Origin of the sequence: Methylobacterium sp. Leaf100, assembly GCF_001422845.1 — a bacterium.
Classification (GTDB): Bacteria; Pseudomonadota; Alphaproteobacteria; order Rhizobiales; family Beijerinckiaceae; genus Methylobacterium.
Window position 1 is genome coordinate 76,105 of record NZ_LMMW01000062.1, and the last position, 12,701, is coordinate 88,805.

Annotated in this window: 12 protein-coding genes; 3 read left to right on the top strand and 9 right to left on the bottom strand. The window is 69.9% G+C overall.

Going from position 1 to position 12,701, the window contains the following annotated elements:
* Position 1: 1 nt before the first annotated feature.
* The 7 genes from ASF25_RS20420 to ASF25_RS20450 all read right to left on the bottom strand — a co-directional run bounded on the left by ASF25_RS20420 (position 2) and on the right by ASF25_RS20450 (position 6,179).
* A complete protein-coding gene (locus ASF25_RS20420; protein WP_056168659.1) occupies positions 2-451 on the bottom strand; it encodes an NAD(P) transhydrogenase subunit alpha in 450 nt (149 codons plus the stop codon).
* 17 nt (positions 452-468) lie between these two features.
* Positions 469-1,608 (bottom strand): Re/Si-specific NAD(P)(+) transhydrogenase subunit alpha, encoded by a 1,140-nt coding sequence (locus ASF25_RS20425; protein ID WP_056168661.1) that lies wholly within the window; start codon positions 1,606-1,608, stop codon positions 469-471.
* Between the two features lie 92 nt (positions 1,609-1,700).
* Positions 1,701-1,994 carry an aa3-type cytochrome c oxidase subunit IV gene (locus ASF25_RS20430; protein ID WP_056168668.1) on the bottom strand — a complete coding sequence of 98 codons (294 nt, stop codon included), beginning with the start codon at positions 1,992-1,994 and terminating at the stop codon, positions 1,701-1,703.
* A gap of 164 nt (positions 1,995-2,158) precedes the next feature.
* On the bottom strand, positions 2,159-3,523 hold the full coding sequence (locus ASF25_RS20435) for an AarF/ABC1/UbiB kinase family protein (RefSeq protein ID WP_056306601.1): 1,365 nt from the start codon (positions 3,521-3,523) through the stop codon (positions 2,159-2,161).
* A 113-nt stretch (positions 3,524-3,636) separates the two neighbouring features.
* Entirely contained in the window at positions 3,637-4,023 is a 387-nt protein-coding gene (locus ASF25_RS20440; RefSeq protein ID WP_056306602.1) for a type II toxin-antitoxin system death-on-curing family toxin, read from the bottom strand.
* Entirely contained in the window at positions 4,020-4,244 is a 225-nt protein-coding gene (locus ASF25_RS20445) for an AbrB/MazE/SpoVT family DNA-binding domain-containing protein (RefSeq protein WP_056168680.1), read from the bottom strand. Before ASF25_RS20445 ends, ASF25_RS20440 begins: the two co-directional genes overlap by 4 nt.
* Positions 4,245-4,304: 60 nt before the next feature.
* Complete coding sequence (locus ASF25_RS20450; RefSeq protein ID WP_056306603.1) at positions 4,305-6,179, bottom strand: M3 family oligoendopeptidase; 1,875 nt, start codon at positions 6,177-6,179, stop codon at positions 4,305-4,307.
* Between the two features lie 284 nt (positions 6,180-6,463).
* Between ASF25_RS20450 and ASF25_RS20455 the strand changes: the two genes are divergently transcribed.
* The 3 genes from ASF25_RS20455 to ASF25_RS20465 all read left to right on the top strand — a co-directional run bounded on the left by ASF25_RS20455 (position 6,464) and on the right by ASF25_RS20465 (position 11,784).
* Positions 6,464-7,954, top strand: coding sequence for a sigma-54 dependent transcriptional regulator (locus ASF25_RS20455; RefSeq protein WP_056168686.1), 1,491 nt, complete (start codon positions 6,464-6,466; stop codon positions 7,952-7,954).
* 114 nt (positions 7,955-8,068) lie between these two features.
* The gene (locus ASF25_RS20460; RefSeq protein ID WP_056306604.1) at positions 8,069-10,042 is read left to right on the top strand and encodes a L,D-transpeptidase family protein; all 1,974 of its coding nucleotides are present in this window, start codon (positions 8,069-8,071) and stop codon (positions 10,040-10,042) included.
* A gap of 233 nt (positions 10,043-10,275) precedes the next feature.
* Positions 10,276-11,784 (top strand): DUF882 domain-containing protein, encoded by a 1,509-nt coding sequence (locus tag ASF25_RS20465; RefSeq protein ID WP_056306642.1) that lies wholly within the window; start codon positions 10,276-10,278, stop codon positions 11,782-11,784.
* A gap of 88 nt (positions 11,785-11,872) precedes the next feature.
* On the opposite strand, the gene ASF25_RS20470 is transcribed toward ASF25_RS20465, so the two are convergent.
* A complete protein-coding gene (locus ASF25_RS20470; protein ID WP_056096607.1) occupies positions 11,873-12,139 on the bottom strand; it encodes a DUF2312 domain-containing protein in 267 nt (88 codons plus the stop codon).
* A 169-nt stretch (positions 12,140-12,308) separates the two neighbouring features.
* Positions 12,309-12,647 (bottom strand): DUF1244 domain-containing protein, encoded by a 339-nt coding sequence (locus ASF25_RS20475; protein ID WP_056306605.1) that lies wholly within the window; start codon positions 12,645-12,647, stop codon positions 12,309-12,311.
* Positions 12,648-12,701 lie beyond the last annotated feature (54 nt).

The following is a 12,701-nucleotide window of genomic DNA, read 5'->3' on the forward strand; positions in this document are numbered from 1 at the left end:
CTCAGGCCTTCTTCTTGTACATGCCGAGCATGCGCTGGGTGACGAGGAAGCCGCCGAAGATGTTCACGCTGGCGAGAACGATGCCGAGGAAGCCGAAGAAGCGGGCCCAGCCGGTGCCGTGCTCGAGGAGCGGCACGCCGGCCGCCAGGATGGCGCCGACGATGATCACCGAGGAGATGGCGTTGGTCACCGACATGAGGGGCGTGTGGAGGGCCGGCGTCACCGACCAGACCACGTAGTAGCCGACGAAGATCGCCAGAACGAAGATCGCGAGCTGGAACACCGTCGGGTCGACGGCACCATGCGTCACGGCGCTGAGGCCGTGACCGATGCCATCGGCGTAACTCTGCGCCTTGGCGGCGTGCTGCTGCGCGATATCCGCAGCGGTTCGGGCTGCGGTGGCAGCGGCGCGCGCCTGCTCGGCGGCCTGATCGGGGGGGAGCGTGGCCATCGTATCCTCCGGCGGGATCAGGATTTGGTCTGGAAGGCGGGATGCACGACCTGACCGTCATGGGTCAGGTTCGTCGCCCGGACGAGTTCGTCGTCCCGCTTCACCGCCAGGGACTTCGCCTCCTTGTCGATGAGGGTCTCGACGAAGGCGTAGAGGTTGCGCGCATAGAGGCTCGACGCCGTGGCGGCGAGGCGGCCGGGCACGTTGAGGTGGCCGACGATCTTCACGCCGTGATCCGTGGTGACGATCTCGCCGGCCTTGGCGCCCTCGACGTTGCCGCCACGCTCGACCGCGAGATCGATGAGCACGGAGCCGGGCTTCATGGTGGAGACCATGGCGGCGGAGACGAGCTGCGGGGCCGGCCGGCCCGGAATCAGGGCGGTGGTGATGACGATGTCCTGCTTGGCGATGTGGGTCGCCACGAGGTCGGCCTGCTTCTTCTTGTACTCCGCCGACATCTCCTTGGCGTAGCCGCCCGAGGTTTCGGCCTGCTTGAACTCGTCGTCCTCGACGGCGACGAACTTGGCGCCCAGGGACTCGACCTGCTCCTTGGTGGCGGGCCGCACGTCCGTGGCGGTGACCACCGCGCCCATGCGGCGGGCGGTGGCGATGGCCTGGAGCCCGGCGACGCCGACGCCCATCACGAAGACGCGGGCGGCGGGCACGGTGCCGGCCGCCGTCATCATCATCGGCATGGCGCGGCCATACTCGGAGGCACCGTCGACCACCGCGCGGTATCCGGCGAGGTTGGCCTGCGAGGACAGCACGTCCATCACCTGCGCGCGGGTGATGCGGGGCATCAGTTCCATGGCGAAGGTGTCGAGGCCGGCTTGCGCCATTTCACCCAGGGCGGCTTCGTTGCCGTAGGGATCCATGATCGCCACCACGGTGGCGCCACGCTTCAGCAGCCCGATCTCGTCGCCGTTGGGGCGGCGGACCTTGAGGACGAGGTCGGCCTCGTTGGCCGCGTCCTGGGCCGAGGAGGCGACGGTGGCACCCGCCGCCTCGTAATCGGCATCCGGGACACCGGCGGTCAGGCCGGCACCGGACTGGACGGTCACGTCGGCCCCGAGGGCGATGAATTTCTTGACCGTTTCGGGCACCGCCGCGACCCGCGGCTCCGCGGGATCAGACTCTGTCAGGACAGCGATGCGCATTCAGGAAGCCCCCTCGGCGATCCGTCCGGACCACCGTAACTCGGCAGGAATATAGAGCCCGACGACTGGTATACCAGTGCGCCCGGGCTACGTCACGCGAAGAAGAGGTAGAGCAGAAGCAAGACCGCGACCACGACGGGGGCCTTCCAGCCCACGGCCGGCGCGAGGGCGCCCACGGCACCGGCGGCGCCGGACACCACGACGGCGAGGATCGCGGTCAGCCACGCTTCATGAATGCCGCCGATGGCGAGGGCCAGCACCCAACAGATCACCACGGAGGTGCCGATTTCGACGAAACGAACGAAGCCGCGATAGGTCTGCTCGTGGGTCTTCTCGTCCATGGCGGGGCTGTAATGCACGCCGGACACGGTCTTCATATCGGCCATCGTGTGGTCGTCCCCATGGATCTGTCTTGATTTGTTCCAAGGGGATTTAGCGCAAGCCTCGGCGGCTCGCAATCAGCATGCATGCCACGCAATGGCCACGAACCGGTTTTTGTCGCGCCGGCCAAGTTTCGCAGGGCCAGCCGCGTGACGCCACACCGATAGGGTCACGCCGGCAGGGCGAGTCCCGCCCGCGTGAGAGCCTCGCCCTGCCGGGTCTCGAGTTCGGAGAGCGAGAAGCGCTCGATCTCGGCCTCGAACAACCGGTGGTAGTTCAGTTCCGAGCGCAGGTGCAGGAACACGGCGCCGAGGCCGACGGCGGCGCGGTCCATGAACACGAATTCCTGCGGCACGGTCACGGGTCCCCGGGCTTTCAGGGCCTGATGCACCTCGAAGGCCTGGCGCCGGCCGTACTCGCCGGGCTTGACCCCGTCGGCCACCGTGCGGGTGCGGTCCTCCAGGATCGGCCCGTAGATGAAGCGCGCCCAGATGTTGAGGATCTCGATGAGCTCCTTGTTGAGGTTCTTGAAGCCCCAGACCTCGTAGGCGTGGACGATGCGCGCGCCGTCGTTCTCCAGGAGCCCCCGATAGAGATCGACCACGCCGCCGACGAAGCGCGGATGGAAGATGCGCACGCAGCCGTAATCGAGGAGGTTGATGCCCTGCGCCTCGCCACCCTCGGAAAACACCGTGTAGTTGCCGAGATGCGGGTCGCCGTGGATGACGGCGGCGCGGCTGAACGGGTGCCACCACGCCTTGAACATCGCCCGGGCGAGGCGGTTGCGGATCTCGATGGGACTTTGAGAGAAGTTCAGGATGCCCTCGCCCTCGAGCCAGCCGAGGGTTAGGAGGCGCTTCGTGGAGAGATCGGTGTGAATGGCCGGCACGCGGACCTCGGGCACGTCGCGCAGGACGTTGCCATAGAGCACGGCGTGCTTGGCCTCGCGCGCGTAGTCGAGTTCCTCGCGCACCCGGGCGCCGATTTCCTTCGCGATCTCACGGGTATCGAGCCAGGAGCTCATGCGCCGGTGCAGGGCGAAGGCGACCTCCAGCTGCTTCAGATCGGCCTCCACGGCCGATTGCATGTCGGGATACTGGAGCTTGCAGGCGAGCGCCGTGCCGTCGAGGCCGGTCGCCCGGTGGACCTGTCCGAGGGACGCGGCCGCCGCCGGCTTGAGGTCGAAGTTCGTGAACCGCTTCTGCCAGTCGGCGCCGAGTTCGGCCATCATCCGGCGCTTGACGAAGGCTGCGCCCATGGGCGGCGCGTCGGCCTGGAGCTTCTGCAGTTCCGTCGCGTATTCGGGTGGCAGAAGGTCGGGCACCGTGGCCAGCAACTGGGCGACCTTCATGATCGGCCCCTTGAGGCCGCCCAGCGCCTGGGCCAGGGCGGCGGCGTTGCTGGGCGCCTCCTTGCCGCCGAACAGGCGGGCGCCGGCCATGCGGGCGGCGACCCCGCCGACATTGGCACCGACGCGGGCGTAGCGGCTGGCGCGCGCGGAGAAGCGGTTGGCTTCGCTGTCGTGATCGGCCATCGGGTTCTTCGGATCTCGGATAAGGACGCGTCCGGCAATCCGGCCACTCCCTTGAGATAAGTCCGCCGGCGTCCCGCGCCAGGGCGCTGCGCCGTTGCGGCGCGGGAGAGGGGTCAGGCGGCCGGCCAGCTGTCGCGGATCCAGCGGGCGAGGCCCGCTTCGGTGATCTCGCCAGCGGCTAGGCCACGGATCATGACCACCGCCTCGGCCTCGTCGGTGACGAAGTCGATATCGTTGAGGCCGAGAAAGACGACGAGGGCGAGCAGGGCCGCGCGCTTGTTTCCATCGATGAACGGATGGTTTTTCGCGATCCCGAACGCGTAGGCGGCTGCGAGCTCGGCGAGATCGGCCTCGCCATAGGCGACCCGGTTCACCGGGCGGCCGAGGGCCGATTCGAGGGCACCCTCGTCGCGCAAGCCGCTGGGGCCGCCGAACAACTTGAGCTGGCGGGCGTGGATGGCCTGGACGAGGTCGCTCGTCAGCCAGACAAACGTCGTCATTTGGCCAGCTCGGACAGGGCGTTGCGGTAGGTCTTCATCGCCTTCTCGGCGATTTCCATGCCCTTCTCGAAGGTCGGGTCGAGGGGCGACAGCCGAACGGAACCGTCGCCGCCCTCCGTCAACGAGAGCCAGTCGCCCTGCGCGAGGTTGAGCCGGCTCAGGAGTTCCTTGGGCAGGATCAGCCCGGTGGAATTGCCGATTTTCTTGACTTCGAGTTTCATGACGCTTCGCCTTTCGTTGTACGGAATGTACAACGAAAGGCGGGGCATACCAAGCGGCGCTCAGCCCTCCATCGCCTCCAACTCCGCGATCATCCCCTCGATCATGGTGAGCCCGATCTGCCAGAAGCCCGGGTCGCGGGCGTCGAGGCCGAAGGGAGCCAGGAGTTCGCCGTAGGGCTTGGCGCCGCCGGCCGAGAGCAGGGCGAAATAGCGCTCCACGAACCCGTCCTCGGCCTTGGCGTAGACCCCGTAGAGGGAGTTCACGAGGCAATCGCCGAAGGCGTAGGCGTAGACGTAGAACGGCGAGTGGATGAAGTGCGGGATGTAGGCCCAGAACGGCTCGTAGCCCGTATCCAGGGTGATGGCCGGACCGAGGCTGTCGCGCTGCACCGACATCCACAGGGCGTTGATCGCTTCCGCCGTGAGCTCGCCCTCGGCACGGGCGAGGTGCACCTTGCGCTCGAAAGCGTAGAACGCGACTTGCCGGACCACGGTGTTGATCATGTCCTCGACCTTGGCGGCGAGCATGGCCCGGCGCTGGGTCGCGTTGGTGGTGGCGGCCAGCAGCCGGCGGAAGGTCAGCATCTCGCCGAACACGCTCGCGGTTTCGGCGAGCGTCAGGGGGGTGGGGGCCATCAGGGCGCCGTTGGGGCCGGCGAGCACCTGATGCACCCCGTGGCCGAGCTCGTGCGCCAGGGTCATCACGTCGCGCGGCTTGCCCTGGTAATTCACCAGCACGTAGGGGTGGGCCGAGGGCACGGTCGGGTGGGCGAAGGCGCCGGGCGCCTTGCCGGGCCGGGTCGGCGCGTCGATCCAGTTTCGGTCGAAGAACGTCTTCGCGATGCTCGCCATGCGCGGCGAGAACGCACCGTAGGCGTCGAGCACCGTGTCGCGGGCCTCCGCCCAGGGAATCGTGCGCTGCTCGACCTTCGGCAGCGGCGCGTTGCGGTCCCAGTACGGCAGGGCCTCGACCCCGAACCACTTCGCCTTCAGGGCGTAGTAGCGGTGCGACAGGCGCGGATAGGCCGCCTGCACGGCCTCGACCAGGGCATCCACCACTTCGGGCTCGACGCGGTTCGACAGGTGGCGGGATTCGGCCACGTCCGTGAACCCGCGCCAGCGGTCATTGATCTCCTTGTCCTTGGCGAGGGTGTTGGTGATCAGCGTGAACGTGCGCAGGTTCGCCCGGAACACCTCGCTGAGCGCACCGGCCGCCTCCTTGCGCACGGCCCCGTCCGGGTCCTGCAGGCGGTTGAGGGTCGGCTCCAGGGTGAGCTGCTCGCCCTGCACGGGAAACCGCAGGGACGCGATGGTGCCGTCGAACAGGCGGTTCCACGCCGAGCGGCCGGTGACCGACTTCTCCAGGAACAGCTTCTCCGTGCGGTCGTCGAGCTGGAACGGCTTCTCGCGACGAAGATCCTCGATCCAGGGGGCGTAGGTGGAAAGCGGCCCGTCCGCCATGGCCGCGTCCATGGCGTCGTCGTCGATGCGGTTGAGCTCGAGGGCGAAGAACAGAAGGTGGCTGGACGCCGTCGTCAGGCGCTCCTGGGTGTCGCCGTAGAATTTTTCGCGCGTCTCGTCGGTGGTGTCGCCCGAGTAGACGAGGCCGGCGAACGACATCAGGCGGCCGAGCAGATCCTCGATGGCCTCGTAGGCCCGGACCGCCTCGGCGAGGCGTGCGGAGGCGTCCGGGCCGGCGGCGAGGTCCGCCAGCCGGCCGGCATAACGCTCGGAGACCTCGCGGCAGGCCGTCTCGGCGCGGGCGAGGTCGGCGCGGAAATCGGGGGCGTCGATGCCGGAATAGAGGTCGCCGAGGTCCCATTCGGGCAAGGCGCCGAGGTCGGCGGCGAGTGCGGCCGCCCGTGCGGCGCTGGCCCCTTCGGCAATGGCGACGATGCCCGCGCGGCTGGCTTGGGCGACGGCTCGACTCGGCATGATGGGAGGCTTCCTGGGGCTGGGCACTGAAGCGCCGCTGCCCGGTGATATCGAGCGGGCCGGCCCCGCGATCAACCGCCTTGTGGGCGAAAGCCGACGTCCCGGCGCGGGAAAAGCAGGGGTGCGGCGTCGCCGACCGACAATCCCCGGAAAAGTCGGATCGTCGTTAAGCGCGGCTTTACGCTCTTGGGGCACCCTGCGGATCGAAACGAAACAGTCCGGCGCCGCATCACCGAGCCCGTCTCGCGGTGCGGCCACCTCCCCGCGAGACCAAGGCGCCCCCCATGTCGACAACGGTCCTCATCGTCGACGACGATCCCGTGCAGCGCCGCCTCGCCGAGGCGATGGTGCGCCGGCTCGGCTTCGACGCGAAGGTCGCAGAGACCGGCGCCGACGGGCTCGCCGCCCTGCGCTCGGGCGAGCCCATCGACGTGGTTCTCCTGGATCTCGTGATGCCCGGCGGTCTCGACGGCCTCGGCGTGATGGCCGAGATGCGCAAATCCGGCCTCGACGTGCCGGTCATCGTCCAGACCTCCAACGGCTCCATCGATGCCGTCGTCACCGCCATGCGGGCCGGGGCCGTCGATTTCGTGGTGAAGCCCGCCGGCGCCGAGCGTCTGCAGGTCTCCATCAAGAACGCCCTGAAGGTCGATCAGCTCGAGGAGGAGGTCCGCCGCATGCGCCGGCGCGCCTCCGGTTCCCTCTCGTTCAAGGATCTCACCTCGAAGAGTCCCGACATGGAGCGGGTCACGCGGCTCGCCGAGCGGTCGGCCAAATCCAACATTCCCGTGCTCATCGAGGGCGAATCGGGGGTCGGCAAGGAGGTCCTCGCCCGCGCCATCCAGGGCTCGGGCGACCGGCGCGGCAAGGCCTTCGTCACGGTCAATTGCGGCGCGATCCCCGACAACCTCGTGGAATCGACCCTGTTCGGCCACGAGAAGGGGGCGTTCACCGGCGCCACCGAGCGCCACATGGGCAAGTTCGTCGAGGCGTCCGGCGGCACCCTGTTCCTCGACGAGATCGGCGAGCTGCCCCTCGACGCCCAGGTGAAGCTCCTGCGCGCCCTGCAGGAGGGCGAGGTCGATCCCGTGGGCGCCAAGCGCAGCGTGCGGGTGGATATCCGCCTCATCTCGGCGACGAACCGCTCCCTCCTCGATCTGGTCAAGCAGGGCCGCTTCCGCGAGGACCTGTACTACCGCCTCAACGTCTTCCCCATGACCCTGCCGCCCCTCCGGGCGCGCCGCGAGGACATCCCCGATCTCGTGCGCTCGTTCTGCGCCCGGTTCGCGGCGGAAGAGGGCAAGAAGGTTCGCGCCGTCACCCCCGAGGCCATGGCGCTGCTGACCCGCTACGGCTGGCCCGGCAACGTGCGCCAGCTCGAGAACGCCCTGTTCCGCGCCGTGGTGCTGGCTGATGGCGATGAACTCACCGTGGCGGAGTTTCCGCAGATCGCCGCCCAGGTCGAGGGCTTCGACGTGCGCATCCCGGCCGCCCCCGTGCAGCCCATGGTCCAGGCCGGGGCGCCCGAGCCCGTGCGCGAGATCGTCCGGGTCGAGGTCCGCGATCCCCATGCCATGAGCCTGGTGGCCGAAGAGACCGGCGAGATGAAGACCATGGACGGCCTTGAGGCCGAGATCATCCGCTTCGCCCTGCAATTCTACCGCGGCCGGATGTCGGAGGTCTCGCGCCGCCTCGGAATCGGCCGATCCACTCTCTACCGCAAGCTCAAGGACCTCGGGCTCGACGGTGACGACAAGGCCGAAGAGGCCGCCTGAACCAAAATGGCACAGGTGCGCCCTCTCGTGAGAGCGTGCCGTTGCGCACCCGTACGCGCCGGTCGATATCTTTAACTGAAGCGACCGGCCGTCCGGTCCGCAGGAGTTGCACCCATGGGCGTCACGCGCTCCGCCTCCGTCGCCCTGTCGGCCCTCGTCGCGGGCTGCCTCGGCTACGGCGCCCACGCCGAGGTCGCCGCGCCGGACCGGCCGGACACCCCCGTCGTGCAGAAGGCCTCCGTCGATCCGGCGCTCCCGGAGACGGCGAGCCCCGTGGCCGTACCCGCCTCCCCTGAAGCCGCCGCTCCGCCGGCCGACGCGTCCCCCGCGCCCGTCGCCGAGGCGCCCCCGCCGGTGCCGAGCGATCCCCTGGGCGCCGCCGTGGCGGCGCGTCTCGCCGACCCCGCCCCTCTGCTGCCGCGCCTGACCACGAAGGACCGCGAGGCGATCCAGGCGTTCTACGCGCTCGGCGCTTTCAAGCCCGTGTGGATCGTCGACGGCGCCTACACGGCCGCCGCCAAGGCCGCCGCCGCGCGTCTCGCCGCCGCCGGCGAGGACGGCCTTAAGGCCGCCGCCTACCCGGTGCCGGTGCTCGGCACCCAGCCGCTCACCGAGGCCCAGGTGGCCGACGCCGAGCTGAAGCTCTCGGCGGCCGTCGCCCTCTACGCCCGCGACGCACGCGGCGGACGCGTTCACCTGTCGAGCGTGTCGCGCCTCATCACGCCGACCCTCGACCTGCCCGCCGCCGACGCGGTTCTGGGCCGGATCGCCCCGGCCGGCGTCCAGGCCGGCGTCCTCCTCCAGGCCTACAACCCGAGCCAGCAGGGCTATCTCGCCCTGAAAGGCCGCCTCGCCGCCGCCCGGGGCGGGCAGGCCCCGGCGGGCGAGCCCACCGTGCATCTGCCCACCGGCCCCGTCCTGAAGCTCGGCATGCGCGATCCGCGGGTGCCGGCCCTGCGCACCCGCTTCGCCCTCGCGACCCGCACGGCGGGGACCCTCGACACGGCACCGGGCGAATCCGATGCGTACGATTCCGCCGTTTCGGCCGCCGTCGCCGGGTTCCAGCGCCGCCGGGGGCTGCCCGTCACCGGCACCCTGACCCAGCAGACCGTGGCGGCCCTGGGGCGTCCCGACGCCGCGCCCGTGTCCGACGACAACGAGGCCGCGCTCCTCGTCAACATGGAGCGCTGGCGCTGGCTGCCGGCCGACCTCGGGCGCGACTACGTGATGGTCAACATTCCCGAGTTCCAGGTCCGGGTGTTCAAGGACGGCGTCAAGCGCGACGAGGCCCGGGTCATCGTCGGCAAGACCGAGAGCCCGACGCCGATCTTCTCCGGCCTCATGGAATACGCCGTCGTCAATCCATCCTGGAACGTGCCGCCCTCGATCCTGAAGAACGAGTTCCTGCCCGGCCTCGCCCGCGACCCGAACTACGCGGCGCGGCGCGGCTACGAGGTGGTCTACCGCAACGGCAACGTCTCGGTCCGCCAGCCGCCGGGCGAGCGCAACGCGCTGGGCTTCATCAAGTTCATGTTCCCCAACAACCATGCGGTCTACCTGCACGACACGCCGAACCGGTCCCTGTTCTCCGGCTCGCGCCGGGCGCTGAGCCACGGCTGCGTGCGGGTGGAGGATCCCTTCCGCTTCGCCGATTCGGTGCTGCCCGCGGCCTGGTCGGGGGAGCGTCTGAAGAAGTTCATCGGCAAGGGCGAGCGCACCATCCGCCTCGCCGAGAAGCTGCCCGTGCACCTCGCCTACTTCACCGCTTACGTCGACGATCTCGGCGGCTACCGGACCCTGCCGGATCTCTACGGCTACGATTCCCGCATGAAGATCGCGCTGGGTCTTGCCCCCGGCAGTCTGCTCGTGGCCAAGGCCCCGGCCGGCAAGGCGACGCCGAAGCTCGCGGGATCCAGATCCCCCGCGCCGGCGTCGAACGCTGCGCCGTCGCCGGAGGTGCGGCGCAAGCCCGTGCGCGAGGTCCGGGCGGTGCAGCCCGCCCGCACCGCCGCGCGACCGCCGGCGGATTTCGGCGAGCCCGGCCTGTGGACCCCGACCCCGTCGCGGCCGTCCTCCGGCTGGTGGTAGGCAGGGTTTCGGCCCGGCGCGGCGCGGCCGCGAACCGGAAAACCCCGGGACAGCCGTCCGACGTGTGCCGCCGCACGTCGGAGCACGATTTCGCCACGGTTGGATCTTAGCCATAAACGGCATCGACCGGCGGACAGTCGAGGATCCGATAACCGCGCGTTCATGGTTTTCGGCAACCTTGCGTTCACCATGATCCGCCCGGCGCGCGGGATCCGGCAGAGGTGAGGACGAACGTGCGTCAGTTCCTGCGACACGGCCCCCGGTCCGGCCCGCGCCCCGCGCGCCTGCGCCGTGCCGCCATCGCCGCCTCGGGTATCGCCCTGGCCCTCGTGGCCGGCACGCGCGGCACCCAGGACGCGGTGGCCAACGGCGACACCCGCGCCCTCTCGATCTTTCACAGCCACACCAAGGAAAGCCTCACCGTCACGTTCAAGCGCGACGGGCGCTACGACCGGGCCGCCCTCGAGCAGTTGAACTGGCTCCTGCGCGACTGGCGCGCCGAAGAATCCATCAAGATGGACCCGCGCCTGTTCGACACCGTGTGGGAGGCCTACCGCTCCGTCGGTTCGCAGGAGCCCATCACGGTGGTGTCGGCCTACCGCTCGCCCGGCACCAACGCCATGCTGCGTCGCCGGTCCCGCGCCGTCGCCGAGTACAGCCAGCACATGCTCGGCAAGGCGATGGATTTCTACCTGCCCGACGTCTCCATCGACCAGATCCGCGCCGTGGGCATGCGGATGCAGCGCGGCGGCGTCGGCTGGTACCCGCGCGCGGGTTCGCCCTTCGTCCATCTCGATGTCGGCTCCGTGCGCTCCTGGCCGCGCATGACCCACGACCAGCTCAGCCGCCTGTTCCCCGACGGCAAGACCGTCCATCTCCCCGCCGACAACCGCCCCCTGCCCGGCTACGAACTCGCCCGCGCCGAGGTCCTGGCCCGCGGCGGTACCGTGCTGGGCATCACCCAGGTGGCCCAGCAGGTCGACGAGGAGGACGGCCCGAGCATCCGGGGCTTCTTCGCGAGTCTGTTCGGCGGCGGATCGAGCAGCGAGCCGCCCGCACCGGCCCCCGCCCCCGCGACGCGGGCCCGCGCCAAGCCGAGCGTGGTCGTGGCGAGCGCCGACCCGGACGACCAGACCGGCACCCGCGCGGCCCTGGCCTACGCGGCGCCCGCCGCCGACGACACCCTCAAGTCGGCCCTCCTGCGCCGCGATGGGCGCGATGCCCAGACCCTCCTGACCGCCGAGAAGTCCACGGAGACCAGGGCGCCCGACGGCAACACCGGCGATGCGGCCAGAGCGACGGCCGAGGTTCCGCTCCCGCCGCGTCGCCCGGCCGAGTTCGCCGCCGTGGCCGCCGCGCTCACGATGCCCCTGCCTCCGCAGCGTCCGCCGGTTCAGGTCGCGGGCCTCGGGACCGCCGGCATGGCCAACCTCGCCCCCGCCCAAGCCCAGATATCCACGCAGGCGCCCTCGCCTGCCCGCCTCGTTGCCGCCACCGCCGACCCGAAGCTGCAGTTGCGCGCCCTGTTCGCCGCCGCCGCGCAGGGCGCCTCCGAGCCGGCGAGCCGCGCCGCGCCCGTGCGCCTCGCCGTGACCCGGACCAAGCTCGACGGCGCACCCGCCGGCAGCCTGACCCAGCCGGCGGCCGTCGCCACCCGCTTCTCGGCGCGCGCGCCCGGCGATGACCTCAATGCAGGACGTTTCTCGGGTTCTGCCACCCGCCCGGTGCCGGGCGCGCGCTGATCCCCGCTCGGGCGATCCCCGAAACGACGAGGGCCGCGGCAGGAATGCCGCGGCCCTCGTCGTTGTGTGCCATGGGCCGGCGTCCGCCTTACACCATGCCCAGCGCCTGCATGTAGAGTTCGAGGATGGCCTCCTCCTCCTGGCGCTCGGCGTGATCCTTCTTGCGCAGGGAGATGATCTTGCGCAGGGCCTTCACGTCGAAGCCGGTGCCCTTGGCCTCCGCGTAGACGTCCTTGATGTCCGAGGCGAGACCGGCCTTCTCCTCCTCGAGGCGCTCGATGCGCTCGATGAAGCTCTTGAGCTGGTCGGCGGCGACGGACGAAGCATCGACGGCGGGTGCGGCGGAAGCGGCCATTTTCGTCTCAATCCCTGACTGGCGAGGCGCATCGTTCACGAGAATGCGCCGGAACCGCTTCACTAAGCGTTCAAGCTTACCGGGACCTTACGGCCCCGGACCGCAGACCGTCGTGGTCGCGTAAGCTTTTGTTCCTGAACGCGCTTTCGCCGAATCGTCGGGGCCGGCTTCAGTGCGGTTCAGCCGCCGCCCCGGTGAAGGCCGCCTGCTGCTCCGGCGTCGCCTCGGCTTGGTGCAGGCGCTTCCAGGCATCGTAGGGCATGCCGTAGACGGCCTCGCGGCTCGCGTCCTTGGTCAGCGGCACGCCCTTTTCGTCGGCGGCGTCCTTGAGCCAGTTCGACAGGCAGTTGCGGCAGAATCCGGCCATGTTCATCAGGTCGATGTTCTGCACGTCCGTGCGTCCCTGCAGGTGGGCGACGAGGCGCCGGAACACGGCGGCTTCGAGCTCCGTCCGGGTGGCGGCGTCGATCCCGGTCGTGCTGGTCCCGGGCGTGCTGGTCTCGGTCATGGGATGTCCTCGGTGTGACGGGCTGCTCGTTCAGGAAAGGTCGTGTCCAGGCCC

Coding starts and splice junctions, on each gene's coding strand:
- ASF25_RS20420 (WP_056168659.1), bottom strand. CDS start 451: ATGGCCACGCTCCCCCCCGATCAGGCCGCCGAGCAGGCGCGCGCCGCT.
- ASF25_RS20425 (WP_056168661.1), bottom strand. CDS start 1,608: ATGCGCATCGCTGTCCTGACAGAGTCTGATCCCGCGGAGCCGCGGGTC.
- ASF25_RS20430 (WP_056168668.1), bottom strand. CDS start 1,994: ATGGCCGATATGAAGACCGTGTCCGGCGTGCATTACAGCCCCGCCATG.
- ASF25_RS20435 (WP_056306601.1), bottom strand. CDS start 3,523: ATGGCCGATCACGACAGCGAAGCCAACCGCTTCTCCGCGCGCGCCAGC.
- ASF25_RS20440 (WP_056306602.1), bottom strand. CDS start 4,023: ATGACGACGTTTGTCTGGCTGACGAGCGACCTCGTCCAGGCCATCCAC.
- ASF25_RS20445 (WP_056168680.1), bottom strand. CDS start 4,244: ATGAAACTCGAAGTCAAGAAAATCGGCAATTCCACCGGGCTGATCCTG.
- ASF25_RS20450 (WP_056306603.1), bottom strand. CDS start 6,179: ATGCCGAGTCGAGCCGTCGCCCAAGCCAGCCGCGCGGGCATCGTCGCC.
- ASF25_RS20455 (WP_056168686.1), top strand. CDS start 6,464: ATGTCGACAACGGTCCTCATCGTCGACGACGATCCCGTGCAGCGCCGC.
- ASF25_RS20460 (WP_056306604.1), top strand. CDS start 8,069: ATGGGCGTCACGCGCTCCGCCTCCGTCGCCCTGTCGGCCCTCGTCGCG.
- ASF25_RS20470 (WP_056096607.1), bottom strand. CDS start 12,139: ATGGCCGCTTCCGCCGCACCCGCCGTCGATGCTTCGTCCGTCGCCGCC.
- ASF25_RS20475 (WP_056306605.1), bottom strand. CDS start 12,647: ATGACCGAGACCAGCACGCCCGGGACCAGCACGACCGGGATCGACGCC.